The organism is Nostocoides sp. (genome assembly GCF_037045025.1).
Lineage (GTDB): Bacteria > Actinomycetota > Actinomycetes > Actinomycetales > Dermatophilaceae > Nostocoides_A.
Genome location: NZ_JBAOHM010000003.1, coordinates 168885 through 194962, shown reverse-complemented (window position 1 = coordinate 194962; position 26078 = coordinate 168885). Strand labels below are relative to the sequence as shown.

The window sequence follows — 26078 nt, the reverse complement described above, 5'->3', positions numbered from 1 at the left end:
GCGTGCCACCGTGAGCCTAGTCCCCCCGCCATGACGAAACCCCGGCGATGTGGCCTGAGCCAGGGATCGTTCCGGGGTCTTCACAACCCACGCTATCGGAACGTTTGTGTGCTGGCGAGGGATGGACGGATGTGTACACTAAGCGCATACCGCCCGGCCCCTCAGGGGCCGGGTTTATTCATGTCACCATCCGACGGGTCGGCTGAGCCGACCGACCGTCGTAGGCATCTGGTGCCTCGTGAAGTCTGCGGTTGTGAGTTGGTGCCACCAGTGACCACCGACCCCGGTGCCAGGGCCAGCGTTCAGAGCCCCGGCGGGATATCCCTTGGTCGGGTTGATGAGTCCCAGCGGAACATGCTGTCGGACAACATCAATGGGCATCTTCAGGTCGCTGTCGTTGCTCACGACGACGGCAGCGTCCACGTCCCCGCCCAGAACGTCGACGAGCATGTGACTTGCGACGTTGACATCGCTGCCCTTCTCTTCGCGCCGCGCCACAGATGCCATGAACGTCGCACGAGCGACGTCGGACCCCTGGGCGTCTCGAACCATGACGGGCCAGTTGGCCTCGGTGAGGACGGGGCGTCCGCGGCGATCGGCTGTGGCCAGCGGGGCCGTGGCTGTCCTGGCCACGTAGTTTCCGTACTCGATCACGTCGACGGCGCCGTGATGGACCAAAGCTCTGAGATAGGTGTCCTGGTCGCGCTGGCTGCTGACGTTGTCGCGACCGCGGATCCGGGCCGTGCAGAACACCACTCGGGTGTCGACCTCTGCCGACCACGGAGACTGGGCGGCGATGACGGCCTCGAGCATCGCCCGCAGGTCCAGCCACCGCCATCCCGCGACGCCTCGGCCGCATATGCCTCGGCCGCCGTAGTAGAGGTTGTAGCCATCGATGTACATCCCTACGCGCATGGCCCGATTCTCCCAACTCCTAGTGACAGCCATCGCTCGCCGCCGACGACGGCTGCTCCGCCACTTTGGTGTCGATGGGATCGATCACCGCTCTTCGAAGTGGTCTCGAATCACGTCGATGAGTTCGACGATGACAGCGCTTGCGCCGGATGGGAACTGCTCGATGGAATGTGAGCGCGTCAGCTCTTCAGCGCGAAGCAACAGATCGCGAGGGTCGCTGACGGCGCGTGGCAGAACCTTGTACGCATCGCGGAGGTTGGCGTGTGGCATCGGCGTCATGAGGAGCGCGTTCGAGCCGAGTCGCCAGAGCCGGAGAGCAACGGGGTCATGGTCTTCCTGCTCAAGCGAATCCTGAAGGGCGCTGCCGGCGTCGCCGATGAGGGCAGCCACTTTGACCCAGTCATATGTAGCGTCGGTGTACGTCATGTCGCTAGTGCATCAACGCTGACGCTTGTCGATCCACCTCCGGGAAGACCCTGTGGACGACAGTCGCTAAGGACGGAACCTGTGGACAGAAGCCACGGAGTCCCTACTCCGGGGGCTCTCGAGGTGGCCGTTATATTTCTTATAATCTAAGGAATCTACGGGGACGGGCAGATCGCACGCCCTACCCGACCGTCGGTATGCGGACCATCAGCCGGTCCACGTCGTCGGGATCCAGGCGAATGACGCGTGGCCCGTTCCGGTAGGCGATGAGGTCGCCGGCCGCGATGCGGCGGCGCAGAGTCCTGGTGCTGAGCCCGGTGCGCTCGGCGGCGCGGGCGAGGGTTTCGAATTGACGACGAGTCCTGAGTGTCATGGCAAGTCCTCCTTCGTCATCCGAAAGCGAGCATTCGCCGCTGGAGGATCAGGACTGTGACCAAGAACTTCCGCCCGCTGCCGCGGCCCTAGTCGTGGTCCTCATCGGAGCCCTCTTGCATGGCCACCTGTTCCGCTGCCCGGTGAACGTACGCACGCAGGCTGTCGCAGCTGGTGAAGACCAAGTAGCCGAGCGACTGCAGGCGAGGCTCGTCCACGACATCGGCATCGAGGTCAAGGACAACGGGCTGGCCGATTCCGACTTGAAGCCCGTCCGGCCAGAATGCTTCAGCGCCGGCGAGGACCGCCCCGGACTCTGGATCTGTCACTTCCACGTCAACGTCGGCGTCGGCGTATCCCTGGCTCGAGAGCCAGACCAAGAGTTCAGAGATCTCGGCGTCTCGCGTGTCCAGGTCGGCGACCGGTGAAGCCACAGCGGTAGGCCCTGCTGACTGATCCCATTCAGAGGTCGGGCTCGTGCCGCTCGTCCCGTGTGAGAGTTCATCGAGGAAGGCATTGGATGCCTCTGCGAGAAGTCGGCGTCTCTCGGCCAGGAACGCGGGATAGTTTTCGATCCGCCAAAGCTCCGGATCCATGGGGATCCACTGGCTTTCCAGCGCACCCGGGTGTTTGCCCGCAATCTCAGGCATGTACTTCTCGGGGAACCGATCCGAAATGTCCAGGTTCGTGCCTTGGGTGAGGAAGCAGAAGTTCGCGATGGCGTTCACCTCGCCGCGGCTGTAGCCGTGGGCGTAGAGGCGCGCCTTGGGGAAGATGTGGTGCACCTGTAGTCCGCTGAGTTTGCCCAACAGGTGGGCGGAGAGTGGCGTTCCATCTCCCCAGTCCTGCGCCCCGCGGGTGCGCGTGAGCAGGTAGAGGACTGGGTAGAAGCGCGCGCCCAGGCTGTTGCCGGCGAAGTCCTCGGGGCGAACTGTCAGGTCCCCTCGGACTGCACGGAGGTTCTCCATCAGGCCGTCGACGCCCTGCGTGTCAACTGCCTTGAGGTCCTGATTGAGGACGGTCTCGGTCGATCCCGCATACCGCCCCCACATGCCGGCGTGGACAAGCCAGGCGAGCAGACGATCGCGGTCGGCTGAGGTGGGGGGCTTGCCGCCTTGCAGATGCGTGTAGCGGGCAAGCACCAGGACTGCGAACTTGCCGAACATCACCCGATCGTGGTCGAGGCCGAGGCGTCCAGAGATGACGTTGAGCCACCCGTCGACGTACTTGGTGACCTCACCGAGGCCGGACTCGATCTTGGCGACCGGGACGTCGGCCAGGGCACTGAACAGGGCTTCGCCGGTGACGATGGCGTTGACTCCGCGGAGCAACCAATCGAGTCGGAAGTCGAAGCCGGCCGAGCGCCAGGTCGTCAGGTGCGCGTTCATCTCCTGTCGGGCTTGGGGCCACGAGGCGCCGATCTTCGCCAGAGCCAGGTCGCCCTTCGACAGCTTCGTCCCGCCGGAGTTGACGCGATTGAAGATGTCCACCACCACGTCGACCGTCTTGTCCGCTCCGGTCACCTCGTCGATGTGCAGATCTCGCTCTTTGATCTGGAGGATCTGGTTCACGCGGTTCACGTAGCGCGTAAAGGCGTCGTTGTCGCCGTTGGCGAGGACCTGCAGGGAGCCCAACACTCCGCCGAGCCCGTCGGCCATCAACTTTGAAACATCGACCCAGTTGGGGTTGCCCTTCATTTTCGAGGGCGCGTAGAACTCGAACGTTTCGTCCTCGAGATTGAAGTGCAGTCCGGTGAACGCATTCGCGTGGCCCTCGAAGAACTTCGGAGCCCGTCCGCGGATGACGCCGTACAAGGTGGTGGCGCGCTGTTGACCGTCGAGAAGGAGCTTGACAGTTCCGTCCACTGTGACGGGGCCGCCGCGGGCTGTGGCGCCCTCGGCCTTGGTGTTCCACGTCATGAATCCACCGACCGGGTATCCGCGATAGAGGCTGACAAAGAGACCACGGACCTGATCGCGATTCCAGACATAGCCCCTCTGGAACTCGGGCAGTGCGATGTCCCCACTGTCGATCTGATCGAGGATCTGCGAAACCTTCACGAGCCTCCTTCCTTGAGTCTGCATCGGCCTGAGCCAACGCGAAGTAGGTAGTCATAGACCCTGCGCGGTGGTCGGGCGCGTTTCACCAGCTTCCGGGCAGCAGCGAGAACGTCTTCGCGTGCGGTCATTTGCCATCCCCTCTCAGCTCCAGTGGCGGGAGGCCGTCGACGACGGTCATGGTCTCCAGGCTGACCGTGACGACTCGGGCGAGCAGGTCGACGATGTATCGCGGGTCGCCGACCTCGCGGGACCAGTCGTTGGGGTCGTTGACGATCCCAGAGGCCTTGTCCGTCTTGACCTGGTAGCGATCGAGAATCCACTCGATCGCCGATCGGCTGCCGAGTTGATAGCGGTACGCCTCCTCAGGGATGCCGCTGAGCGTGATTCTCGAGTTGTAGATGACCGTCGAGCGGTCGGCGACCAGCTTCTTCGTCTCCGGGTCGCGGACCTTGGCGAAGGCCATCTTCTCGACGCGGAAGTGGTCGTATGCCGCTTCGCCCGTTGGCGCCGGATCGTCCAGTCCCGCAAGGGGATAGGGCTCGACCGACTCGTAGCCGAGGTGCAGCTCGGAGAGTCGGCGGCCAGCCTCGACGTAGGGCCAAGGGTCTGTCACGAGCGGGAGGCGAGGGAGCATCTTCTTGAGGTCGGCGGCGTAGGTCTCGCGGTAGTCGGGGGAGTGAAGAAGCCCGTAGACGTAGAAGAAGATGTCGTCCTTGGTGACGTCGTCGCCATAGGCCGCGCGGAAGGTCGTCAGGGCGTGGTCGGTGATGTTGTCGATCCGCCGGTACCCATCGATCACCTCGACATCGCCGTCGTATGCCGTGTCGAGACTGAGCATCCCCTCCTCCGTCTCGACCTTCTCGTACCGCCAGCGCGCGAAAAACTGTGCCGTAACGGTGTAGAAGGAGAGGTCAGGGATCGCGTCGATCATCAGGGTCGCGAAGCTGTCGACATCGGCCCGTGGTGCCATAACAGCGATTCCGTGAACAGGGAGGCCGCGGTGACCGATCGCCTTAAGACGACCCGGTTCATCGACCAGTGTGGGCGAGTAGTGCAACCACTCCTTCGCGAACGGTCGATAGGCACCCGTGAGTGCCTTATCGGGGTTGGCATCGACGTACTGGCCCCTTGCCACGCGCTGGGCCATTCCCCTCGACCAGCTGACCTCGGTTGGAGACGGAAGAGCGTCGGTCGAGGAGTCGATGAGACGTGCAACAGCTGTTGCGGTTCGTGCCACATTGGTTGCCAATGCTGTTCGGCCGAAGTTCCAAGCCCAAACGTCTCGGTTCGTCTTCGGGCCTCCGGCGAAAGTCTCGAACAGCGATGCGTCCACCGGACTAGTGCAGCCGATCGGCAAGAAGTCCCCGAAGTCGTCGCGACGCTGGTTGATCCAGTCGCCGTGAGCATTTGGGAAGATCCGTCTTGAGGCTTCCATGCCCGCGACCGAAGCCGCCGCCTGGACTCTGCTCAGCTTTTCCTCGCGGCTCAGGTAGTCCCCGATGTCGGTGTAGTGGATCTTTGTTGAACCAGGCCTTCTGGGGTCCTTGACCAACACGGTGACCGCCACGGTCGCCCGGGATCCGCCGCCAAAGACTTTGCCGCCTTCCTTGCGTGACTGCTCACCGGCGGTGCGTTGGTTGCCCCGGAGGTTGAAGATGTGGATGTCGCTGAACTCGTCCGCGAGCGTGAGTCGCATCCCGTCGGCGGTGTTGGAGTCGAGCCAGCCACCGTTGGTCACGAACGCGACGACGCCACGGTCGGAAATCCTGAGTGATGCCCACTTGATGGCCCTGATGTAGGAGTCGTAGAGGGAGTTCCTCAGTGTCGCGCTCGAGCGGGCCGCGTACGTGTCGCGGATCGCGGCGTCGAGGGTGGGGTAGGACTCGTTGGCGTTGTCGTCGTTGGCGGAGTCTTGGCCAGACGAATACGGCGGATTGCCGACGATGACCTGGATGTCGAGGGCCTTGAGGCGCTCGAGGCGCTCGTTGTTCTGGACGAACACCGTGGTGTCGAGGGTGTCGCCTTCCTCCCACGACTGGAAGGTATCGGTGAGGATCAGGCCGGGGAACGGCTCATAGTCTCCGGGGTCGCCGAGCTCCCCCCGCAGGTCCTGATAGGTCGTCTCGATGTTGACGGCAGCGATGTAGTAGGCGAGGAGCAGTATCTCGTTGGCGTGCAGCTCGTGCGCGTACTTGCGGGCGAGGTCCTTCGGTTCGATGAGCCCGAGTTGCAGAAGTCTGGTGATGAAGGTGCCGGTGCCGACGAAACCGTCGAGGATGTGCACGCCCTCATCGGTCAGGCCCTGGCCGAAGTGCTCATGCAGCACGTCGTCGGCAGAACGGAGGATGAAGTCGACGATTTCGACGGGCGTGTAGACGATGCCGAGCTTGTCGACGGTCTTCTTGAAGGCGGTCGCGAAGAAGGTGTCGTAAAGCTGGACGATGAGCTTCTGCCGGCCCTCGGCGGTGTCGACTCCCTGGACCCGCATCCGGACCGAGTCGTAGAACTTCTCGAGCGAGTGGTTCTCGTCGTCGAGGTTGTGCTCGTCGAGCGCGGTGAGCATCCGCTCCATCGTCTGGGCGACGGGGTTGTGCGCCGCGAAGTCGTAGCCGCCGAAGAGAGCATCGAACACCGGCCGGGTGATGAGGTGCTGGGCCAGCATGTCGACGGCGTCGGCGCGGGTGATGCCGTCGTTGAGGTTGCCACGCAGGCCCGTGAGGAAGCGGTCGAACTCCTCAGCGACCGACGTATCCCCGCCATCGAGGAGGGCAGTGATGCGGGTGACGTGTCGCCCCGCGATGTCGGCGATGTCCTTGGCCCAGTCCTCCCAATAACGCCGGGATCCGACCTTCGCGACGACCTTCGCGTAGATCGCCTCACGCCACTCGTCGAGGAAGGTCAGCGCGAGAGCGCCCTGGGTGCCGGTTGAGTCGCCGCCGCGGTCTCCGCCGCCGTCCGGGCCGGGGACGCCGATGACGTTGATCTTGTCGTCGCGTTGCTTGACCAGCTCGATCCGGTTGACCATCGCGTTGAATCGCTCGTCATGGGCGCGGAGGGCCTGCAGGACTTCCCACACCGCGGCATACCGCTTGTTGTCCCGCAGTGCCTGCTCGGGAGTCATCCCGGCCGGGATGCCGACCGGCAGGATGATGTAGCCGTACTGCTTGCCCGGGGCCTTGCGCATGACCCGACCGACGGACTGGACGATGTCGACGACCGACTTGCGCGGCGACAGGAACATGACCGCGTCCAGGGCCGGCACATCCACGCCCTCGGAGAGGCAGCGTGCGTTGGTGAGGATGCGGCATACGCCGTCGGGGACATCGGCGCGCAGCCAATCCAGGCGGGTGTTGCGCTCGAGTGCGTTGAAGGTGCCGTCGACGTGCTGGATCTCGCAGGACAGGACCGGATCGCCGGCGGCGTCATCAAGATCGTGGGCCGCGGCATACTGCCGGACCGTCTCGGCGAAGAGAGACTCGATGTGCTTGGAGTCCTTGATCGTGCCGGCGAACGCGACCGCACGCCGCATCGGCGCCGGGTCGGCCTCAAAGGAGTGCTCAGCAGAGCCGCGCTTGGCCAGGCCGTTCCAGCAACCGACGATCTTCGCGGCATCGTCAAGGCGCAACTCGTTCCCCTCGTCGGCGAGCTGGAGCTGGAAGGTGCGCGAGACCGCGGTCTCGTCGACGGCCAGGACGAGGACCTTGTAGTCGGCCAAGAGGTCCTGGGCGACGGCTTCACCGAATCCGAGCCGGTGGAGTTCTTCGCCGAAGAGGTCCTCGTTGTCCATCGACGCCAGGACCGCGCTGGCCTCGCCGGCCTTGGCTTTGGAGGCGTCGTCGTAGATCCGGGGCGTGGCGGTCATGTAGAGCCGCTTGGCTCCGCGGATGTATGCCGCGTCGTGGATCCGGACGAAAGCGGACTCGTTTTCACCGGCGAGCGTCGTGCCCGTCGTGCGGTGGGCCTCATCGCAGACGACGAGGTCGAAGGCGGGCAGGTCGCCTTGGCTCTGTGCCTGGGCGACGACGTCGATCGACTGGTAGGTCGCGAAGACGACCGTCATCGAGTCCGTCTCGCCGACTGCCTGGGTCCAACGGGACTCGAGGACGGCAACGTTCGTCGTCGAGGGGAGGGCGAGGTCGACGGCGGAGATGTCCTCGTTGGTGGCCTTGGAGCGGGCGGTGGCCTTGCGGTCAGAGCAGACGGCGAGGGACGCCAGAGGGACTTCGGCCTCGGTGGCCCACTCACGCAGAGTCTGCGACAGCAGACTGATCGAGGGGACGAGGAAGAGGACGCTGCCGCCCGCGCCCACGAGCTGCTCGGCCAGCCGGAGGGAGGTGAAGGTCTTGCCGGTGCCGCAGGCCATGATCAACTTGCCACGGTCGGCGGTGTCGAGCCCGCGGCATACGTCCTCGATGGCCTTGCTCTGGTGCGGGCGGAGCTTCTTCCTGTCGGTGACCGGGAGAGCCTCGGGGGTGGCCCAGTCGAAGGCGTCCCAGTCGATCGTGGACGCCTCGAGGTCGGCGAGGCCGATGCGCCGGACTGGCACCTGCTGGCCCTGGATCGCGTCCTCGGCGTGGGCGTTCCACTTATCCGTGGTCGAGACGATGATGCGTTGGGTGAAGCCCTCCTTGCCCGAGGCGGAGAGGAAAGTGTCGATGTCGGGCTTGGAGATCGTCGACCTCGGGTCGAAGAACTTGCACTGGATCGCGACATGGCCGCCGGTCAATCGGTCGACGGCGACGATGTCGATGCCCGTGTCGTGTTTGCCGCCGCGGCCAGGCCAGTCCTGCCACAGCCAGACGTCGCTGAACTGCTCGGCGTAGACCGGATCGGTGCGCAGGAACTGGGCCATCAGGCGCTCGAGCTTGCTGCCCTTGTCGGCCTTCGATGTCGACTGCCCGTCGAGCTCGTCCAGCACCTCGTAGATCGACGTCGACATGGGTCGATCCTGCCCTATGAGCTGGTTGGGCTCTGGTCGGCCTCGCCGGTCTGGCGTTCGGCCAGGGTGCGCATGCGCCGAGCCTCGCGCTTGGTAAGGGTGATGCGTGACCAGGCGACGGCCTCGTCGAGGGTCAGGTGCTCGCCGCGAGTGAGCGCGATGAGGATGTCACCGGCGCGCCGGTCCCAGCGTTGTATTGCTTCGTCGCGACGAACCAAAGTGAGCGCGAGCTTCGTCGCGAGTCGACTGATGCGTTGGTCTCGCTGCGCTGCGGCGATGCGGGCTCTCATTGCCGGATCTATGGCCCGGCGTCGTGCCCGCTGTCGTGCCGCCTGCTGTGAGGTCAACTCGATCACGCTCCTTCGTTCGCTGCCAATCACTCGGTCTTGTGCTCCAGAAGCGAGACTCGCGCCTCGGCGGATCACGGTGACGTCTGTCCGACGGACACTCGAGTCGTGCTCACGCAATGTCAGACACACCTCTTGCATTCGCGGAGCAGCGTCATTTCGCTGTGATGTAATGAATGAATGGAATCGTCCGTCGAGAAGGCAGGCGATCGGGCGGTTGCTCGCAAGTCCCCCCGGGCGCCTGGGCAGGTCTTGGAGTGTGGCTGGTGCGGTGGGCCGGTCATCGTCCAAGTCCGCGGACGCATGCCGAAGTGGTGTTCCTCGACCTGCCGGACGCGGGCCTCCGAACGGCGCCGGGCCGCGGCCGATGGGCTCACGGCTGTCAAGGTCTTCGAACGCGACATCGAGCGAGTCAAGACGGTCACGGTCGTTCAGCACCACACGCGCAAGGTTGAAGTCGAGGCGGTCCGCTGGCCCTCGGCGACGAGCGATTGGGTGTCGGCTATCCAGGACCTGACGCGGCGCGTGGAGACCGGCAGGGTCTACGACCGAGACCTTGAGGCGCTGGCGGGAGCCGTCAACGACCTGGTCGGCGCAATGGTCCGGCGAGGGCAGCATCGCTGACCGGCGGTGAGGCCGCCTACCGCAGTCGTAGGCGGCGCTGTGTTCCCGGGGCGTCCCGCCAATCGTCCCAAGCGTATTGGGACGATTGGCGCTGAAGGCGGCAGTGCCCTGCCGCCTCGTCGAGGCGCCTGCGCTAACTACTTGCGCCGTTTGCGGTGGCGCCCATTGCGGAGGCGGTCGAGTGCGCTATCGATGTCGACCTCGCGCAACCCCCCTGGCTTAGACAACTTGTAGACGAACGGCCCCGTTCGATCGGCCAAGGGTTCCAGGAGATGCCAGTACGTCATGAGTGTCTCGAGCTGCCCCCACTTGTTCCGGGAGAGGTCCCCTGTCAGGCACACCATCTTGACCAGGTGAGCCTGCACCGCCGTCAGTTCCGACAGCGAGTCCTGGATGTTTCGGTCTCGGGAGATGGTGAGCCATCCTTCCCGGCCTACAGTCGGCAGCCAGTCGATGTCTTTGGCGCCTTCAGGAATCGGTGAAGGCTGTCGTGCTCGCTTATGGACACGCGCACCCGCATCTCCCGGATACGTGAGGTCATGCCTCAGCCCTCCCAACAGAATGCCCGCTCCACGCAAGTCCTGATCCACGTAGAACCGGACCACCGCCGGGCGTGGTTGGGTCATGCGGCTTGAGTCGCCTCGTATGCATAGGCCCAGCGCACATCAGACTCGGCGAGCCCGAAGTCTGCCGAGGCTTCTGCAACGCTGGCTCCGGACTCGATCTCGTCGAAGATGGCTGCGGTGCTAGTCCCATTGACCGACGGGCGGCCGAACCGAACAAGTGGATCGATGACAACCGGAGAACCTTCCTCGGACGACGGACGGAAGCCCGAAACGACGCCGTCCGGGGCTTCCCATCGCACCCGATTCAGAAATGCCTCACCGGGGAAGGTCAACATCAACTGGTCGTTGGAGACGAGCCAGAACTCTTGCTCTAGCTCAGCGACCTGCTGCGAGTTTCGGAGCAACTCGCGCCCGGACGTCCACGGCTGCGCGTGGGCGAGCGGGTACGTGACACCGAGCTCGGTTCGGAGGATGTCGATAAACTTACGCAGCTGCGGCATGGGCACGCGCTCATTGCGGTACTGCCGCAAGAGGCCGGCCTCGACAAACTCTCCCCAAGTCACTGTCCGGCTGCCGGTTGGGTTTGGCCGGATGATTGGCAGGTAGGTCTTCTTGCCGCGACGTCCACCTTCGAGCCAGTAGTGAAGGGTGCTTTGAGGCGTGCGAAGAAGCCGAGACGCCTCCGCCTCGGTGTAGACCTCGCGCTCGAGGAGTTCAACGCCGTTTCCCATTAGGTACATCACACCAGACTTCCTGAGGTTGCTGGGTGACATTCTCATGTCGCCGTACGGGCATGGGTGTGGGAATCCCTCCCAAAGAGCCGACCTCGCGTTGATTCCAGCCCACGCCGTCTGGCCTGCCCTCGGTTGAGGAGCAGGCTGTCCGCTAACCCGCAGGTGGCGTGGCCACAACCGCACTGCAGGCGACCCGCGCCGGTTCGAGAGTCTTGAAGGTCAGTCACCGGGGGCGTCGATCGTTTTGGTGTCGCGGCTGAGGCCCTGTCCAGCGCCGCGTCGAGCGTCGAGGGCTACGCCATGGACCACCGCCTGCCCAACGCCAGGGCAGATCGACACAAGCGACGACACAATGTCACAGGACGCACACCGGCCAGGAGCTCAACGCCCTTCACGGGCGGAGCGTCCACGGCTACCATTGACGTCACGTCAGCACCTCGAACTGCTGTCGTCCGACCCCCGGAGGTTGCCGCCTCGCGGGGGTCTTACCTGTCCGCGATCGGTGCCCTTATGCCCCATTTATGCCCGGAGGCTGGGGAAGCAGAAGGGCCCCGACCGCGTTTCCGCAGGTCAGGGCCCTTGAGTCTTCTGGTCGGGGTGACAGGATTTGAACCTGCGACCTCTTCGTCCCGAACGAAGCGCGCTACCAAGCTGCGCCACACCCCGTGGCTGCCGTGACCGCGGTCACGGATCGTCGCCACCCAGTGGATGGCGACGCCACAGGATAACGCAGCCGCGGCATACGGCTGAAATCGGTTAATCCTGGCGCGGGAGAAGCGTCAGCAGGCTGGCCTCGGGGCGGCAGGCGAAGCGCACAGGGCCATAAGGGGAGGTGCCCAGACCGGCGGAGACGTGCAACCAGGTCGCGTCGGCGGGCGCGTTCGCCGACGGTATGCCGTTCGCTCCCGGCCACCAGCGCGAGACGCCTTTGGCGCGGCGGGTGTCGAGGTCGCAGTTGGTGACCAGCGCGCCGTAGAACGGCAGGCAGAGCTGGCCGCCGTGGGTGTGTCCGGCGATGATCGCATCGACCCGGTCGCGGGCCATCGCGTCGAGAACCCGCGTATAGGGCGCGTGCATCACGCCGAGGAAGACGTCGCTCTCGGGCGCGCGCGGGCCGGCCACCTCGTCGTAACGGTCGTAGTCGAGGTGCGGGTCGTCGACTCCCACGAACTCGACCCGCAGCCCCGAGAGGGACATTGTCGAGCGGGCGTTGTTGAGGTCGCGCCAGCCGGCCTCGGTGAACCCAGCGGTCAGCTTCTCGGTCGGCAGCCGGGTGTAGTCCTCCATCGGCGCTCGGGGGTCGGTGCGCAGATAACGGGTCGGGCTCTTCAGCCGCGGCGCGAAATAATCGTTGGAGCCCATGGCAAAAACACCCGGCAGCTCCATCAGCGGCTCCAGGGCGCGCAGCGCGGCCGGGACGGCATCGAGGTGGGCGATGTTGTCTCCGGTGTTGACGACCAGGTCGGGCTGCAGCCGGGCCAGCTCACGCACCCAGGTGACCTTGCGCCGCTGCCACGGCACCAGGTGCATGTCGGTCAGCTGCACGATGCGCACCGGCCGGGCACCGGGCGGGAGCACCGGCAGCTCGAAGCGCCGCAGCGTGAACAGATTGCGCTCGATGAGCGCCGCATAGCCGACGCCGGCCGCGCCCAGCCCGATGGCACTCATCGCCGAGGGCAGGATCGGGTGCATCCGCCCATTATCCCAGACGATCCACACTTCACCCGCTTTCCCGTATGCCGCTGGCTCGCCAAATCCGGTTGCCTCACCCTGCGAAGATGGTCGCCATGAGCATCTCCAAAGCCGGCCTGCAGGCCGACCTCACCGAGGCTATCCGCGGCCGGGACCAGGTCACCGCGGCGACCCTGCGGATGGCGCTAACCGCCATCACCACCGAGGAAGCCGCCGGCGAGCAGCACGCGCTCACCGAGGAGCAGGTGCAACAGGTGCTGGCCAAGGAAGCCAAGAAGCGGCGGGAGGCGGCCGCGGCATACGAGCACGCGGGGCGGCCCGAGCTGGCGGCCACGGAGTTGGCCGAGCTCGCGGTCTTGGAGGGCTATCTGCCGGCCCAGCTCGATGACGCCGCCATCGCGGCGCTCGTTGACGAGGCGATCGCCGCGACCGGGGCAACCGGGATGGCGCAGATGGGCCAGGTCATGAAGGCGGTCACAGCCAAGGTGGCCGGGCGGGCCGAGGGCGGCCGGGTGGCTGCGCTCGTGCGCGCGAAGCTGTCGGGCTAGGCGACCTCGAGGTTACGGCGCCGCCGCCGCATCAGCCGGGCGGGGGAGTGGACTGGCTACCCGGTGTCCGATGGTTCGGCGGTGGCGTGTCGATCGTCTCGGTTCCCCCGGGTTTAGTGCTGGTGTTCCCCGGGGGCGTGCTGGGGCCATTGCCCGGTGGGGTGCTGCTCGGCGGCGGCGTGCTCGTGTTGGCTGGGGGCTTGTCGACCGTCGGCGGCGGCGGGACGAATCCGGTCGAGGTATAGAGCCCGACGGTCGTGCCCTGCGCCGCGGTGCCCGATGGTGCCGTCGCCACGACCAGCCCGGCGGCCATCGTGCTGTTCTGCGTCCCTTGCACGACCGCATCGAAGCCGGCCGCCCGCAGCGTGGCGATCGCCGCGTCGGCGCTCATCCCGATCACGCTGGGCAGGGCCACCTGGTTGCCATAGAGCGTGGCATAGCTCGGCCGGGGGAAGTCAGCCCACGGCAGGTTCGCCGAGATATAGTTCATGATCTGTCCCCACAGCGGCGCGGCAATGTCGCCGCCGAAGACCTTGGTGTAGCACCGGCCGCCGATGCAGGCCCGCCAGCCCTCCATCGGGAAGGAGGTGATCGGCGTCCCCACCCACACGGCGGTAGCCAGCTGCGGGGTGTAGCCGACGAACCAGGACTGCATGTGGTCCTCGTGGGTTCCGGTCTTGCCGGCGGCCGGGCGGGCGAAGAAGTTACGAGCTCGAGTGCCGGTGCCGTTGGTCAGCACCCCGCGCAGCAGCTCGGTGGTCCCGCGCGCGACCTCGGCGCTGATCACCTGTTTGCACTTGTTCGCCGGCAGCTTGTAGGTCTTGCCCCTACCCTCGATGGAGACGATCGGGCTGACCGGGCAGTATTTGCCGTCGGCCGCGAGCGTGGCGATCGAGTTCGCCATCGTCAGCGGCGGCACCGACCCGGAGCCGAGCACGAGGTCGGACGGGTTGGTCGTGATCTGCTCGCCATTGCCCTGCAGCAGGCCCATCTTGGTCATCGTCTTGCGGACCTCACAGCCACCGAGGCTGATCATCGCCGCCGCGAACGCGGTGTTGATCGAGTTGGCCGTCGCATACCGGAAGGTCATCGCCGTCTCCTTCGTGAGGAAGTCGTTGCGCACCTCCCACGGCTTCGGACTCATGCACTCGTCCTTGTATCCCCAGGTCGGGAAGACGTGCCCCTGGCCCAACGAGGGGCCGGCGGGTGGGGCGGAGATCATGCCTTCGACCGGCCAGCCCTTCTCCAACGCGGTCACGATCGTGTAGATCTTCGCGGTCGAGCCGATCGGGAAGCCGCGGGTGCCGCCGTATTTGATCGGCACGATCCAGCTCTGCGAGGTCCGCGCGGTCGTCGACTTCTTGCCGGTGACGTCGAATTGGGACGTTTGCACCATCGCGAGCAGCTTGCCGGTGCCCGGCTCGACGACGGCCGCGCCGGCCCCCACCCCACTGGGGTCGCCATTGGGGACCAACGAGGTGAGCTGACGATAGATCTGGCGCTGCCAGTCCGAGCGCAGGGTCGTCTTGATCTTCAGCCCATAACGGTTGATCTTGATCAGCCGCTCGGCCTTATTCTCGCCCAGGCTCGGCAGGCTCAGCATGTAGTCCATGACGTACTGGCAGAAGAACGGCTGCGAGGACTTGGCGCACGTGCCCCCCGTGTCGTCCCGGATCCGGAGCATGGAACGGACCGACGGCTTCTTTGCCGCGGCGGCTTCCTTGGCGGTGATGACACCGACGCGCACCATCCGGTCGAGCACGACATTGCGGCGGTATTCGGCGACCTCCGGGAAATTGTGCGGGTCGCTGGTGCCCGGGCTCTGCACGACACCGGCGAGGGTGGCCGCCTGGCTGAGGTTGAGCTCCTTGGCCGAGACGTCGAAGTAGTGGTGGGCCGCGGCCTCGATGCCATAGGCGAGATCCCCGTAGTAGGCCAGGTTGAGATAGCCCTGCAGGATCTGGTTCTTGGTCATCGTCTCTTCGACGTGCATGGCCAGGCGCATCTCCCGCAGCTTGCGGGCGTAGTTGACGCTCACCGCCTCCCGTGCGGCCGTCTCGTCGCCGCGGGCGAGTGCCTCCTCCTGCAGGGTGAGCTTGACGTATTGCTGGGTCAGCGACGATCCGCCCTGGGTGGCCTTCTCGGAGGCATTGTTGATCAAGGCCCGCATCGTGCCGCGCACGTCAAGCGCGCCGTGCTCGTAAAACCGGCTGTCCTCGATCGCAACCTGCGCCTTCCGCATGATCGGCGCGACATTCTTCAGCGTGACGATGATCCGGTTTTGGTCATAAGGCGTGGCGATGACGTTGTTTCCAGCATCGTAAATGCGGGACTGCTGGGCGAGAGTGACCTTGCCGAGGTCGTCGGGAATGCTCTCGAAGGAGTCGATCGTCGTGTTGGACAACTTGCCAAAAGCCCCGACCGCGGGGATGAAGATGCCGGCCGCGACCACCCCAAGCGCCACGCTGACCGCGACAAAGGCGGCCAGCAGCGACAGCAGGTGGGGCATCGAGGCGCGATCAGGGCGAGCACGCATGGGGGTCAGGGTAACCCGGGGTCCTGAGCGTCACCGCACGACGCGGCCGAGAAGGCGCTGGCCACGCTGGTATCAGCGGTGTCCGAACCCGCTCTTTAGGGATGTGACGCACACGATTACTCCCTCGCCCGCCCGCGCGCTGCGCGTGCTCGCGCCGGATGACACCAATTGGGCGGCGCAAGGCGCCTGCGTCTCCGAGGACCCGGACGCGCTCTTCGTCCGCGGGCGCGCGCAACGCCAAGCCCGGCTCGTATGCCGCTCCTGCCCCGTCCGCCTGCAGTGCCTCGCCGACGCACTCGATAACCGGACCGAGTTCGGGGTGTGGGGCGGAATGACCGAGCGGGAACGCCGAGCACTGCTCAACCAGCACCCCAACGTCCGCTCCTGGCGGGCCGAGATCGGCCGCCAGCTCCTCGCCCAGCAAACGCCAGCCACCCGTTCAGCCTGAGCCGCGAGCCGCCCCTCGCTGAGCCGCCCCCGTAAACCCGCATATTCACCCGCTCAGGGCGGCACCGACCGAGCGCAGGCCGTCCAGGTCGTGGATGTCCAAGGCGGCGGCCGGGACCTCGACCGTCGGGATGCCGGGGTGCGCGGTGGTGAACCGGCCGATATGCCCGCGGTGAAGCGCGGCGGTCGCGGCCAGGTCGGCGTGCAGCCGCAGCAGCGCCGCCGTCGTCGCGCGCCGGGGTTCCTCCTGCAGCCGGTCGGCCGCATCCTCGGCGCGGCCCCGCTCCAGGGTGCCGCCGCGCTGTTGCACCCGGTTGAACACGACACCGGCCAGCGGCATCGACTCCAGCGCCAGCCGCTCGACGAAGAAGCTCGCCTCCCGCAGTGCATCCCGCTGGGGGGCGGCGACCACGAGGAAGGCCGTCTCGGGATTCTGCAGCAGCGCATAGGTCTGGTCGGCCCGCTCGCGGAAGCCGCCGAACATCGTGTCGAGAGCGGCGACGAAGGTCTGGGCATCGCGCAGCAGGTCGCCGCCGAGCAGCTTGGTCATCACCCCGATCGTCAGATTCATCCCGGCGGTCACGGCCTTGAGGTAGGCCTTGCCGCCCGCCTTGGCCGGCGCCATCAACAACCGGATGAAGCGCCCGTCGAGGAAGGAGCCGAGCCGCTTGGGCGCGTCGAGGAAGTCGAGGGCCGACCGGGAGGGGGGAGTGTCGACGACGATGAGGTCCCACGACCCGTCCCGCGCGCTCTGGGCGCGCAACTGCCCGAGCTTTTCCATCGCCATGTATTCCTGGGTTCCGGCGAACGAGCTGGAGACCGCGACATAGAACGGGTTGGCGAGGATCGCCGCGGCCTTCTCCGGGCTGGCGTGGGCTTCGACGACCTCGTCGAAGGTCCGCTTCATGTCGAGCATCATCGCGTCCAGCGAGCCGCCCGCCGCGGTGTCGATGCCGGCCACCGGCCGCGGGATGTTGTCCAGCAGGGTCAGGCCGAGCGACTGGGCGAGCCGGCGGGCCGGATCGATCGTCAAAACCACGGCCCGGCGTCCCTGCTCCGCCGCGCGCACGCCGAGCGCGGCGGCGGTCGTCGTCTTGCCGACGCCACCGGCGCCGCAGCAGACGACGATTCGGATCGCCGGGTCTGCGAGCAGCGCGTCGACGTCGAGTTCGGCCCGGGCAGCGGGGGGCATCAGATCATCTCCTGGGCGCGCAGCTCGTCGGCCAGCACGCCGATGCCGCCGGTTTCGAGCCCGTCGGCGAGCGCGGGCAAGTAGTAGACCGCGCGTCCCAGCGCCCGGATTCGCTGGTCCTGCTCGGACTGCAGGTCCAGCCGGTCGATGTGTTCGCTCGCCTCGCGCAGCAGCACGGGGGCGTTCCGCTCGGGCTGGGGGACGCCGCCGGCGGCCAGGTCGCCGGCCACCTTGGCGACCAGCTCGGGGGTCACGCCCGCGGCGATGGTGTCCAGGTCCTCCTCGGATAGCACCGGGTCGCGGACCTGGTTGACGACGATCCCGCCGACGTTCAGCCCGACCGCGCCGATGTCCCGAACCGCGTCGATGCACTCTTGAACCGGCATTTCCTCAAGCAACGTGACGAGGTGGACGACCGTGACCCGGCTTTGCAGCAGGCTGGTGATCGAGTCCGCCTGGGCCCGGATCGGCCCGACCCGCGCCACCTGCGCCAGCTCGTCGTTGACGCCGAGGAAGCGCACGACGCGCCCGGTGGGCGGGGCATCAAGGATGACCGCGTCATACGTGCACCGCTTGCCGCGGCCCTCGGTGCGGCCGACCGCCTCATACACCTTGCCGATGAGCAGCACATCGCGCAGACCCGGCGCGATCGTCGTCGCGAAATCGACGGCGCCGGCCCGCTCCAGCAGCGACCCGGCCCGCCCGAGTTTGTAGAACTTGTGCAGGTATTCCATCAGCGCGGCCTTGGGCTCGACCGACAACCCCCACAGGCTGCCGCCGGACGGATCGGCGAAGATCTGCACCTCCTCGATCCCAAGCGGGCTGATGTCGAAGAGCTGGCTGATCCCCTGGCGGTCTTCGACCTCGGCGAGCAGCACCTTCTTGCCGTCCCGGGCCAGCGCGATCGCCAACGCCGCGGCCACCGTGGTCTTGCCGGTGCCGCCCTTGCCGGTGACAACGTGCAGGCGAACGCCCCGGGAGGTGCGGGTGGCGGAGCTGGTCACCCGATCACCCTACGAGCCGCACAACCCGCACGGGCGATAAGGTCCGTGAGCATGACCACATGGGAGTACCTCACCGCGCCGCTCCTGGTGCACAACACCAAACAGATCCTCGATAACTTCGGCAGCGACGGCTGGGAGCTGGTCACGGTGATCCCCGGGCCCGACGGCCAGAGCCTGGTCGCCTACTTCAAACGCCCGAAGGCGTGAGATGAGCCGCGCCGAAGATCGCCTGGGCGAGCTCGGGCTGAGCGTTCCCGACGTCGTGCCGCCGGTGGCGGCATACGTGCCGGCGGTGGAGTGCGGCGGGCTGGTCTATGTGTCCGGTCAGCTGCCGATGGTCGCCGGGCAGCTGCCGGCGACCGGCAAGGTCGGCGAGGGCGAGGGCCTGGTCGACCCGGCCACCGCCACGCAGCTGGCCAGGAATTGCGCGCTCAACGCGATTGCCGCAGTCAAGTCGGTCGTCGGCGACCTCGACCGGGTCACCCACGTTGTCAAGGTCGTCGGCTTCGTCGCCAGCGATCCCGCCTTCAGCGGGCAGCCGGGGGTCGTCAACGGCGCCAGTGAGTTGCTCGCCGCCGCCTTCGGCGACGCCGGCCGGCACGCCCGCTCCGCGGTCGGCGTCGTCGCGCTGCCGCTGGATGCCCCGGTCGAGGTCGAGATGGTCGTCGCCATCCGCTGAGAGGAGCCCTTTGTATGCCGCTTCGCGACTTCCACATGCGCGGCACCGACCAGCCGACCGAGATCTTCGAGCGGTGGTCGGCCAACCCCTGGGATCCGGTGGCTCCCAAGACCGCCGCCACGGTTATCCTTGTCCGCGACGGCGCGGCCGGCGTCGAGGTCTTCCTCCAGCGGCGGGTCGGCACGATGGCCTTCGCCCCGAACCGTTATGTCTTCCCTGGGGGTGGCCTGGACGCCGGCGATGCCGACCGGCTCCCGTGGTCCGGGCCGTCGGAGGTGGAGTGGGCGCAGATCCTCGACACCTCGCCGGAGCGTGCCCACGCCCTGGTCGCCGCGGCGATCCGGGAGCTCTTCGAGGAGGCGGGGGTCTTGTTGGCGACGCCCCCGGCGGGTGGTGCGGCGACCGACCCGGACGTGCTCGGCTCCGCCCGTCGGCGGCTGCTCGACCGGCGGGTGACGCTGGCCCAGATCCTGACCGAACTCGGGTTGGTGGCCCGCACCGATCTGCTCGGCTTCCTGGCGCACTGGCTCACGCCCGGGTTCGAACCGCGCCGCTACGACACCTATTTCTTTTCGGCTCTGGTTCCGCCGGGCCAAGTGGCCGATGCCGAGACCAGCGAGGCCGAGCACGCCGACTGGGTCCTGCCCTCGGAGGTCCTCGCCCACCCGGCGGGGCTGCTCATGCCGCCGACGATGGCCTGCCTCGAACGCCTGGCGTCGGCGTCCTGTGCGGAACAGGTCGTGGCCCACCGGGTCACCGTCCCCCTCGTCGCGCCGGTCCTGGTGCGCACGCCGGACGGCTGGGCGATGCGGGCGGAGCTGCCGTGAACACGCCCACGCCGCAGCCGCCGGTCCCGCAGCTGTGGGCCAGCGGGCCGGCCAGCGCCCGCGCGCATTGCCTGCTCGCGCCCAACCCGGGTCCGATGACGCTCGACGGCACCAACACCTGGGTGCTGCTGGAGCCGGGCTCGACCGAGGCGGTGGTCATCGACCCCGGACCGGACGACGTCGGCCATCTGACGGCGATCGTCGAGCACGTGGCCGAGCGCGGGGCGCGCGTGTCGACGATCGTGCTCACCCACGCCCACCTCGACCACTCGGAGGGGGCACCCGTGCTCGCCGAGCGGACCGGCGCACGAGTGCGCGCGGTCGGGCCCGGCCACGACGACCTCGGTCACGGCGATGTGGTGCGCGCCGGCGCGCTGGAGGTCCGCATCGAGGCGACCCCCGGGCACACCGCCGACTCGGTGAGCCTGGTCCTGGCCGCCGATCGGGCGCTGCTCACCGGCGACACCGTGCTCGGGCGCGGCACGACGGTGGTGGCGCACCCGGACGGCGAGTTGGCGGCATACCTCGAATCGCTGGACCGGATCCGCGACCTGATCGGTGGCGGCGACGTCGTGCGGATCTATCCCGGGCACGGCCCGCTCATCGAGGACGCGAGCGGGATGGTCGCCTACTACCGCGTGCACCGGCGCGAGCGGCTCGATCAGGTCCGTGCGGCGCTGAGCGCCGGGGCCAACGACGTCGAGAGCGTCCTGCGGCAGGTGTATGCCGATGTGCCCGAGTCGGTCTGGCCGGCGGCGCGGATGAGCATCGCCGCGCAGTTGCTCTATCTGCGCGAGCGCGGGGAGTTCACCGAGCGCGGCGCTTGAGCCGGTCGAGGTCGAGCAGCAACACCGCCCGGGCCTCCAGCTTGATCCAGCCGCGGGTGGCGAAGTCGGCCAGCGCCTTGTTGACGGTCTCGCGGGAGGCGCCGACGAGTTGGGCCAACTCCTCCTGGGTCAGGTCGTGGGCGACCATGACCCCCTCCTCCACCGGCCGGCCGAAGCGACCGGACAGCTCCAGCAGCGCCTTGGCCACCCGGCCGGGGACATCGGTGAAGACCAAGTCGGCGACGCTCTCATTGGTGCGACGCAGCCGCCGCGCCAACGCGGCGAGCAGGGTCAGCGCGGCCTTGGGATGGTCGGTCAGATAGGCGTGCAGCGCGTCATTGCTCAGGCCGACCAACTGGGTCTCGGCGACGGCGGTCGCCGTCGCCGTGCGCGGGCCCGGGTCAAAGAGGCTGAGTTCGCCGAACATCTCGCCGGGGCCCAGGATCGCCAGGAGGTTCTCGCGGCCGTCGGAGCTGCTGCGCCCGAGCTTGACCTTGCCCTCGGTGATGACATAGAGGCGGTCACCGGGGTCGCCCTCGTGAAAAAGTTCGTCTCCACGTTCGAGTCGCAGCGGCCCCATCGAGGCCAACAAATCGTGAGTCGCCTGCTCGTTCAGGCCGGCGAACAGTGGGGAACGGCGCAGCACGTCGAGATCCACGGGGGTAGTCTGCCAGATGCGCTCGGCCCGCGGCCTGCGGATGAGGCCGAGGCGCGGGCGCAATACAGTTGCGCCGTGCCGCATACGGAAACCACCCTGGCCCGCACCCGCCGGGCCCGCCGGATGTATCGCATCCTGGCGGCCTACTATCCGTATGCCCACTGCGAACTCGACTTCACCAACCCGCTCGAGCTGCTCGTCGCCACGATCCTGTCCGCGCAAACCACAGACGTCGGCGTCAACAAGGTCACCCCCACGCTCTTTGCCCGCTACCCGACCGCCGCCGCGTATGCGGCGGCGGACCGGGAGGAGTTGGAGCAGCTGATCCGCCCGACCGGCTTCTTCCGCGCCAAGAGCGACTCGTTAATCAAGCTTGGTGCGGCGCTTGTCGAAGGTTTCGGGGGACAGGTCCCCGATCGCCTCGACCAGCTCGTCACTCTGCCGGGCGTCGGCCGCAAGACGGCTAATGTCGTGCTGGGCAACGCCTTCGGGGTGCCGGGCATCACCGTGGACACCCACTTCGGGCGGCTCGCGCGTCGCTTCGGCTGGACCGACGAGAGCGACCCGGTGGCCGTCGAACTCGCCGTCGGCGCGCTCTTCCCCAAGACCGATTGGACGATGCTGTCGCACGTGCTGATCTTTCACGGGCGGCGCATCTGTCACGCCAAGCGGCCCGCCTGCGGGGTCTGCCCGGTGGCCAAGCTGTGTCCCTCCTTCGGTATCGGTGAGGTCGACCCCGAGCGGGCCAAACGGCTGTTGAAGTTTGAACTCGCGCCGGTGCCGGATCTGCCGGTGCCGGTCGGCGGCATACCGACCGAGCCCGGGCATGGCTGAGCACGACCGGCCGCCGCCGGCCTGGCTGACCGCGCTGCCGGACCGGGTGGCCGAGCTGGACCCGGAATACTTCGCGATGTTTGCCCCGCCCCCCGAGGTCGCCAAGCGGTCGGCCGTCCTCATCCTCTTCGGTGGCGCGCCGGGCGGTGGCGAGGATGTCCTGCTCACCGAGCGCAGCTACGACCTGCGCTCGCATGCCGGTCAGGTCTCCTTCCCCGGCGGCCGGATCGATCCCGAGGACGACGGTCCGGTCGCGGCCGCGCTGCGGGAGACCTGGGAGGAGGTCGGTGTCGAGCCGTCCGGGGTTGAGGTGGTCGGCGAACTGCCGGGCCTGTTCCTGCAGCCCAGCGGCAATGCCGTCACCCCGGTGCTCGCCTGGTGGCGGCATCCGTGCACGCCCGACATCGCCAGCCACCTCGAGGTCGCCCGGGTGGTGCGCGCCCGCGTTGACGAGCTGGTCGACCCCGCCCGGCGGTTCACGGTCATCGGGCCGAGCGGTTATCGCGGCCCAGGATTCGATGTCGACGGTCTCTTTGTCTGGGGGTTCACCGCGAAGCTGCTGGAGGCGGTGCTCGACCTGGCCGAGCTGTCCCGCCCCTGGGACGAGTCGCTCACGCGCCCGCTGCCGCAGGAGATGCTCACCGCCGCCCTGCGCGACCGCTCCCGGCGCCAGTAGCGCGGCCCTTAAAAACCTCGCCGAGTGCGCGGCCCTCAGAAATCCCGCCGAGGTCTGCGCTGTTTGCCGAGGTCGTACGATCAGTCATCCGACTTCGGCAAAAAAAGCAGACCTCGGCGCCTGGTTCGGATCAGTCGGCGTGGCCGAGCCAGTCGATCAGGGCCCGGGAGAGGGCGCCGGGAGCCTCCTCGGGGACGAAGTGGCCGGCGTCGGGGATGATCTCGACCCGGATGGGGCCGACGGCGGCGCTGGTGACGCCCAACGCCTGCGGCAGGGGCACGACCGGGTCCCGGGCGCCGTGGGCAAGCAGCAGCGGGACGGCGATCGTCGGCCGCGCGCGGATCGCACGCCGCTCGCTCGCGCCCGGCCGCAGCCGGTCGAAGCACTCCTTGCGCGCGTGCGCGACGAAGGGTTGATTCACGGCGGCGGTATGCCGGGCGATCACCTCCGGCGTGATCCAGTCCGTGCTCGCCGACCCCACACGCAGGACCCGCTCGACCTCGCTCTCCAGGGAGGGTCCGCTGCCGGGCTCCCGGCCCGGCGACAGCTGCAGCGCGCGTTCGTAACGGCGCACACCGAGATGGGGGCCGGGCGCGGCATACGGGTGCAGGCGACTCGGTGAGGGCGGCGAGACGAGGGCGATCGCGGCGGCAACGGCGGGGGCGAAAACCCCGAGATGGCGCACCGTCCAGGCGCCCAGGCCGTGACCGACGAAGACCGCGCGTTCCTCGCCGAGGCTGCGGGTGATCCCGGCCAGGTCGGCCACCGCCGTGCCGAGGTCATAGCCGCCAGGCGGTTTGTCCGAGCCGCCGAACCCCCGCACGTCAACGGCGATCGCCCGGAAGCCGGCCTCGGCCAAAGCGGGCAGCACCTCCCGCCAGGTCCACCAATAGCCGGGGAACCCGTGGACCAGGACGACCGGCCGCCCCGATCCGGCGACCGCGAGATGGAATCGGGCGCCGTTGGCGGCGAGCAGCCGGTGCTCCCACGGGCCATCGGCCCGGTCCGCCTCCTCCACCGAGGGACTCTCGGGCTCAGGCGGCGGACTTGACCGCGGCGATCGTCTTTTGGGCCTCGGTGATGGCCTTCTCCGGCTTGGGCTTGGCCGAGGTGACCGCCTTCTTGCCCATCAGGCCGAGGATCGCGGCGACGATGAAGAGCAGCGCGGTGACGATGCCGAAGGCCGCTGAGATGGGCAGCCAGATGGCGAGCACGAAGCCGAGGGTCTCGAACAGGAAGATCAGGCCGAGCAGGGCGACGAATCCGGCACCACTGAGCAAACCGACGCCCTTGCCGGCCACCTTGACGCCACCGGTGACCTCGGCCTTGGCGAGGGCGATCTCGTTGCGGACGATCGTCGACATATCGTGCGAGGCGTCGGCGACGAGTTGACCGATCGTGCGCTCATCCTGGGCTGGGGTGGTTGCCACGTCGTTCACGATAGCGGCTCCGGCGCGGGCGTCGCCCGATAGCAGTCGGGAACCCCGTCGGCGTCGCTCTCGCGGATCTCGTCCTGGCGGAGCCTCCGATAGTGCGCGTTGCGCCGACGCAGCACGATCGCGGCCACGGCGGCGGCGAGCAGCGAGCCGAGCAGCACGGCCACCTTGGCGTGGCCATCGCGCTCGCTGCCGGCGCCGAAGGCCAGCTCGCCGACCAGCAGGGAGACCGTGAACCCGATACCGGTCAACGCCGCCAGCCCGGCGACGTCGATCCAGCCCAGGTCGGCGTCGAGTTCGGCGCGCGTGCAGCGGGCGAGCAGATAGGTGCCGCCGAACACTCCGATGATCTTCCCGACAACGAGACCGGCGACGATCCCGAGGACGACGGGGTCGCCCAGCGCAGCCGCGAAACCGCCGCCGACGACGCGGACGCCGGCCGCGAAAAAGGCAAAGACGGGGACCGCGACGCCGGCCGATAGCGGCCGCAGCCGGTGTTCGAACCGGTGAGCGACATCGGTCCGGCCGTCGTGCCGGCTCCAGGCCGGCACCGAGTGCCGTGGTTTGACCGGAACGACGAGCCCGAGCAGGACTCCCGCCACGGTCGCGTGCACGCCGGAGGCATGGATCAGCCCCCATGTGGCACCCGCTAGCGGAAGCAGGAGGAACCAGTGCGTCATCCGGCGTTGGGTCAACACGGCGAACGCGAGCAGGGGGACCGCGGCCGCCAGCAGCGGGGCGAGCTGCAGATCGGCCGTGTAGAACAGCGCGATGATCGTGATCGCGATGACGTCGTCGACGACGGCGAGCGTGAGCAGGAAGGCGCGCAGTGCGTCCGGGAGGAAGGACCCGAGAACGGCGAGCACGGCGAGCGCGAACGCGATGTCGGTGGCCGTGGGCACCGCCCATCCTCGCAGGGCAGCGGCATCGCCCCCCAGCGCGAGCACGACCCCGGCGAACACCAGCGCCGGCACCACGACGCCGCACGCGGCTGCTACGACCGGCACGGCGGCCTTGGCCGGATCGCGCAGATCGCCGACGAGAAGTTCCCGCTTGAGCTCAAGGCCGGCGACGAAGAAGAAGATAGCCAGTGCGCCGTCGGCGGCCCAGTGGCCGAGGGAGAGGTTGAGGTGGCCCCAGTCGATCCCGATCTCGGTGTCGCGAACGGCTGTGTACGCCTCGTGCCACGGGCTGTTCGCCCAGAGCAGCGCGCCGAGGGCGGCCGCGAGCAGCAGCGCCCCGCCGACCGTCTCCGTCCGCAACGCGGCGCGGACGGCGCTGGCCTCGGGCCAGGAGGGTCGGGTGAGAATGAGCTTGTGCAGCGGTGAGGAAGCCATATGAGCGCCTTCGGGTCGAGACAGTGTCGATTGCCGACCAGACTTCCCGGCGCACCAGTTGCGTTAAGCACCCCTATTCTACCAGCCACCACTCCCAGGGAATTGTCAGCCAAGACCCAGAGGGGGTGCAGCCGACCGCGCCAGGATGTGCCGTATGGCGAACCCAACCGGCACCCTTGCCCCGCTGGCGATCGGGCCCGCACCTCGCGCCCGGCGCTGGCCGCTCGCGCTCGTCTTCGTCCTCAGCCTCGTCCTCGCTGAGCGGCTCTACCGCGCCGGCGGCGCGGATCTCGTCGGCGTCTCGCGTGCCTTGAGCCTGGTGCTAGTCACAGTGACCGCCGCGTGGGTGGTCTTCGCCCTGCGCGGCCTCGGCGATTAAACCTTTAGCTGACGTCGAACAAG

The 26078-nt window shown here is 67.7% G+C and carries 26 protein-coding genes and 1 tRNA gene; 10 read left to right on the top strand and 17 right to left on the bottom strand.

What is annotated here, in order from left to right; all coding sequences use genetic code 11:
- Nucleotides 1-183 precede the first annotated feature (183 nt).
- The 6 genes from V9G19_RS01040 to V9G19_RS01015 all read right to left on the bottom strand — a co-directional run bounded on the left by V9G19_RS01040 (nt 184) and on the right by V9G19_RS01015 (nt 9002).
- Nucleotides 184-915 (bottom strand): NYN domain-containing protein, encoded by a 732-nt coding sequence (locus V9G19_RS01040; RefSeq protein ID WP_462283641.1) that lies wholly within the window; start codon nt 913-915, stop codon nt 184-186.
- An 84-nt stretch (nt 916-999) separates the two neighbouring features.
- Nucleotides 1000-1341 carry a hypothetical protein gene (locus V9G19_RS01035; protein WP_462283640.1) on the bottom strand — a complete coding sequence of 114 codons (342 nt, stop codon included), beginning with the start codon at nt 1339-1341 and terminating at the stop codon, nt 1000-1002.
- 181 nt (nt 1342-1522) lie between these two features.
- The gene (locus V9G19_RS01030) at nt 1523-1714 is read right to left on the bottom strand and encodes a DNA-binding protein (protein WP_462283639.1); all 192 of its coding nucleotides are present in this window, start codon (nt 1712-1714) and stop codon (nt 1523-1525) included.
- Between the two features lie 88 nt (nt 1715-1802).
- Nucleotides 1803-3797: a GmrSD restriction endonuclease domain-containing protein gene (locus V9G19_RS01025; protein ID WP_462283638.1), complete on the bottom strand. Its 1995-nt coding sequence runs from the start codon at nt 3795-3797 to the stop codon at nt 1803-1805.
- A gap of 100 nt (nt 3798-3897) precedes the next feature.
- On the bottom strand, nt 3898-8712 hold the full coding sequence (locus V9G19_RS01020) for a DEAD/DEAH box helicase (RefSeq protein ID WP_462283637.1): 4815 nt from the start codon (nt 8710-8712) through the stop codon (nt 3898-3900).
- A 14-nt stretch (nt 8713-8726) separates the two neighbouring features.
- Nucleotides 8727-9002: a hypothetical protein gene (locus tag V9G19_RS01015; RefSeq protein ID WP_462283636.1), complete on the bottom strand. Its 276-nt coding sequence runs from the start codon at nt 9000-9002 to the stop codon at nt 8727-8729.
- 237 nt (nt 9003-9239) lie between these two features.
- On the opposite strand from V9G19_RS01015, the gene V9G19_RS01010 reads away from it, so the two are divergent.
- The gene (locus V9G19_RS01010; protein WP_462283635.1) at nt 9240-9683 is read left to right on the top strand and encodes a hypothetical protein; all 444 of its coding nucleotides are present in this window, start codon (nt 9240-9242) and stop codon (nt 9681-9683) included.
- A gap of 137 nt (nt 9684-9820) precedes the next feature.
- Here the strand turns inward: V9G19_RS01010 and V9G19_RS01005 are convergent, their stop codons facing one another.
- The 4 genes from V9G19_RS01005 to V9G19_RS00990 form a co-directional block, all read right to left on the bottom strand.
- A complete protein-coding gene (locus V9G19_RS01005; protein WP_462283634.1) occupies nt 9821-10309 on the bottom strand; it encodes a PIN-like domain-containing protein in 489 nt (162 codons plus the stop codon).
- Nucleotides 10306-10980, bottom strand: a complete 675-nt coding sequence (locus tag V9G19_RS01000) for a DUF433 domain-containing protein (protein ID WP_462283633.1) — start codon at nt 10978-10980, stop codon at nt 10306-10308. The genes V9G19_RS01005 and V9G19_RS01000 overlap by 4 nt, the downstream gene beginning before the upstream one ends.
- Before the next feature lie 592 nt (nt 10981-11572).
- Nucleotides 11573-11649 (bottom strand) — tRNA-Pro (locus tag V9G19_RS00995).
- Nucleotides 11650-11739: 90 nt separating this feature from the next.
- Nucleotides 11740-12675, bottom strand: coding sequence for a metallophosphoesterase (locus tag V9G19_RS00990; protein WP_462283632.1), 936 nt, complete (start codon nt 12673-12675; stop codon nt 11740-11742).
- Nucleotides 12676-12770: 95 nt separating this feature from the next.
- Between V9G19_RS00990 and V9G19_RS00985 the strand changes: the two genes are divergently transcribed.
- A complete protein-coding gene (locus V9G19_RS00985; RefSeq protein WP_462283631.1) occupies nt 12771-13223 on the top strand; it encodes a GatB/YqeY domain-containing protein in 453 nt (150 codons plus the stop codon).
- A 31-nt stretch (nt 13224-13254) separates the two neighbouring features.
- Here the strand turns inward: V9G19_RS00985 and V9G19_RS00980 are convergent, their stop codons facing one another.
- Nucleotides 13255-15759, bottom strand: coding sequence for a transglycosylase domain-containing protein (locus tag V9G19_RS00980; protein WP_462283630.1), 2505 nt, complete (start codon nt 15757-15759; stop codon nt 13255-13257).
- Nucleotides 15760-15862: 103 nt separating this feature from the next.
- On the opposite strand from V9G19_RS00980, the gene V9G19_RS00975 reads away from it, so the two are divergent.
- Nucleotides 15863-16207: a WhiB family transcriptional regulator gene (locus V9G19_RS00975; protein WP_462283629.1), complete on the top strand. Its 345-nt coding sequence runs from the start codon at nt 15863-15865 to the stop codon at nt 16205-16207.
- Nucleotides 16208-16252: 45 nt separating this feature from the next.
- Here V9G19_RS00975 and V9G19_RS00970 read toward each other — a convergent pair whose 3' ends face one another.
- The gene (locus V9G19_RS00970) at nt 16253-17398 is read right to left on the bottom strand and encodes an ArsA family ATPase (RefSeq protein ID WP_462283628.1); all 1146 of its coding nucleotides are present in this window, start codon (nt 17396-17398) and stop codon (nt 16253-16255) included.
- Nucleotides 17398-18402, bottom strand: coding sequence for an ArsA-related P-loop ATPase (locus V9G19_RS00965; RefSeq protein WP_462283627.1), 1005 nt, complete (start codon nt 18400-18402; stop codon nt 17398-17400). The genes V9G19_RS00970 and V9G19_RS00965 overlap by 1 nt, the downstream gene beginning before the upstream one ends.
- Before the next feature lie 51 nt (nt 18403-18453).
- Between V9G19_RS00965 and V9G19_RS00960 the strand changes: the two genes are divergently transcribed.
- The 4 genes from V9G19_RS00960 to V9G19_RS00945 are packed head-to-tail and all read left to right on the top strand — an operon-like array spanning nt 18454 to nt 20735.
- The gene (locus V9G19_RS00960) at nt 18454-18609 is read left to right on the top strand and encodes a DUF4177 domain-containing protein (RefSeq protein ID WP_462283626.1); all 156 of its coding nucleotides are present in this window, start codon (nt 18454-18456) and stop codon (nt 18607-18609) included.
- A gap of 1 nt (nt 18610) precedes the next feature.
- Complete coding sequence (locus V9G19_RS00955) at nt 18611-19081, top strand: RidA family protein (protein ID WP_462283625.1); 471 nt, start codon at nt 18611-18613, stop codon at nt 19079-19081.
- Between the two features lie 14 nt (nt 19082-19095).
- Nucleotides 19096-19908 carry an NUDIX hydrolase gene (locus V9G19_RS00950; RefSeq protein ID WP_462283624.1) on the top strand — a complete coding sequence of 271 codons (813 nt, stop codon included), beginning with the start codon at nt 19096-19098 and terminating at the stop codon, nt 19906-19908.
- On the top strand, nt 19905-20735 hold the full coding sequence (locus tag V9G19_RS00945) for an MBL fold metallo-hydrolase (RefSeq protein ID WP_462283623.1): 831 nt from the start codon (nt 19905-19907) through the stop codon (nt 20733-20735). Before V9G19_RS00950 ends, V9G19_RS00945 begins: the two co-directional genes overlap by 4 nt.
- Here the strand turns inward: V9G19_RS00945 and V9G19_RS00940 are convergent.
- Entirely contained in the window at nt 20716-21393 is a 678-nt protein-coding gene (locus V9G19_RS00940) for a Crp/Fnr family transcriptional regulator (protein WP_462283622.1), read from the bottom strand. The genes V9G19_RS00945 and V9G19_RS00940 overlap by 20 nt on opposite strands.
- A gap of 123 nt (nt 21394-21516) precedes the next feature.
- On the opposite strand from V9G19_RS00940, the gene nth reads away from it, so the two are divergent.
- Complete coding sequence (gene nth, locus V9G19_RS00935; RefSeq protein ID WP_462283878.1) at nt 21517-22227, top strand: endonuclease III; 711 nt, start codon at nt 21517-21519, stop codon at nt 22225-22227.
- Nucleotides 22220-22903, top strand: coding sequence for an NUDIX hydrolase (locus tag V9G19_RS00930; protein WP_462283621.1), 684 nt, complete (start codon nt 22220-22222; stop codon nt 22901-22903). The genes nth and V9G19_RS00930 overlap by 8 nt, the downstream gene beginning before the upstream one ends.
- A 130-nt stretch (nt 22904-23033) precedes the next feature.
- Here V9G19_RS00930 and V9G19_RS00925 read toward each other — a convergent pair whose 3' ends face one another.
- From V9G19_RS00925 to nhaA, 3 genes are read right to left on the bottom strand one after another with little or no spacing between them, the layout of a single operon-like run.
- Nucleotides 23034-23921 (bottom strand): alpha/beta fold hydrolase, encoded by an 888-nt coding sequence (locus tag V9G19_RS00925; RefSeq protein ID WP_462283620.1) that lies wholly within the window; start codon nt 23919-23921, stop codon nt 23034-23036.
- A gap of 16 nt (nt 23922-23937) precedes the next feature.
- Nucleotides 23938-24333 carry a phage holin family protein gene (locus V9G19_RS00920; RefSeq protein ID WP_462283619.1) on the bottom strand — a complete coding sequence of 132 codons (396 nt, stop codon included), beginning with the start codon at nt 24331-24333 and terminating at the stop codon, nt 23938-23940.
- A 5-nt stretch (nt 24334-24338) separates the two neighbouring features.
- Entirely contained in the window at nt 24339-25676 is a 1338-nt protein-coding gene (gene nhaA / locus V9G19_RS00915) for a Na+/H+ antiporter NhaA (RefSeq protein WP_462283618.1), read from the bottom strand.
- A gap of 154 nt (nt 25677-25830) precedes the next feature.
- On the opposite strand from nhaA, the gene V9G19_RS00910 reads away from it, so the two are divergent.
- Nucleotides 25831-26055 (top strand): hypothetical protein, encoded by a 225-nt coding sequence (locus V9G19_RS00910; protein ID WP_462283617.1) that lies wholly within the window; start codon nt 25831-25833, stop codon nt 26053-26055.
- Nucleotides 26056-26078: the final 23 nt, after the last annotated feature.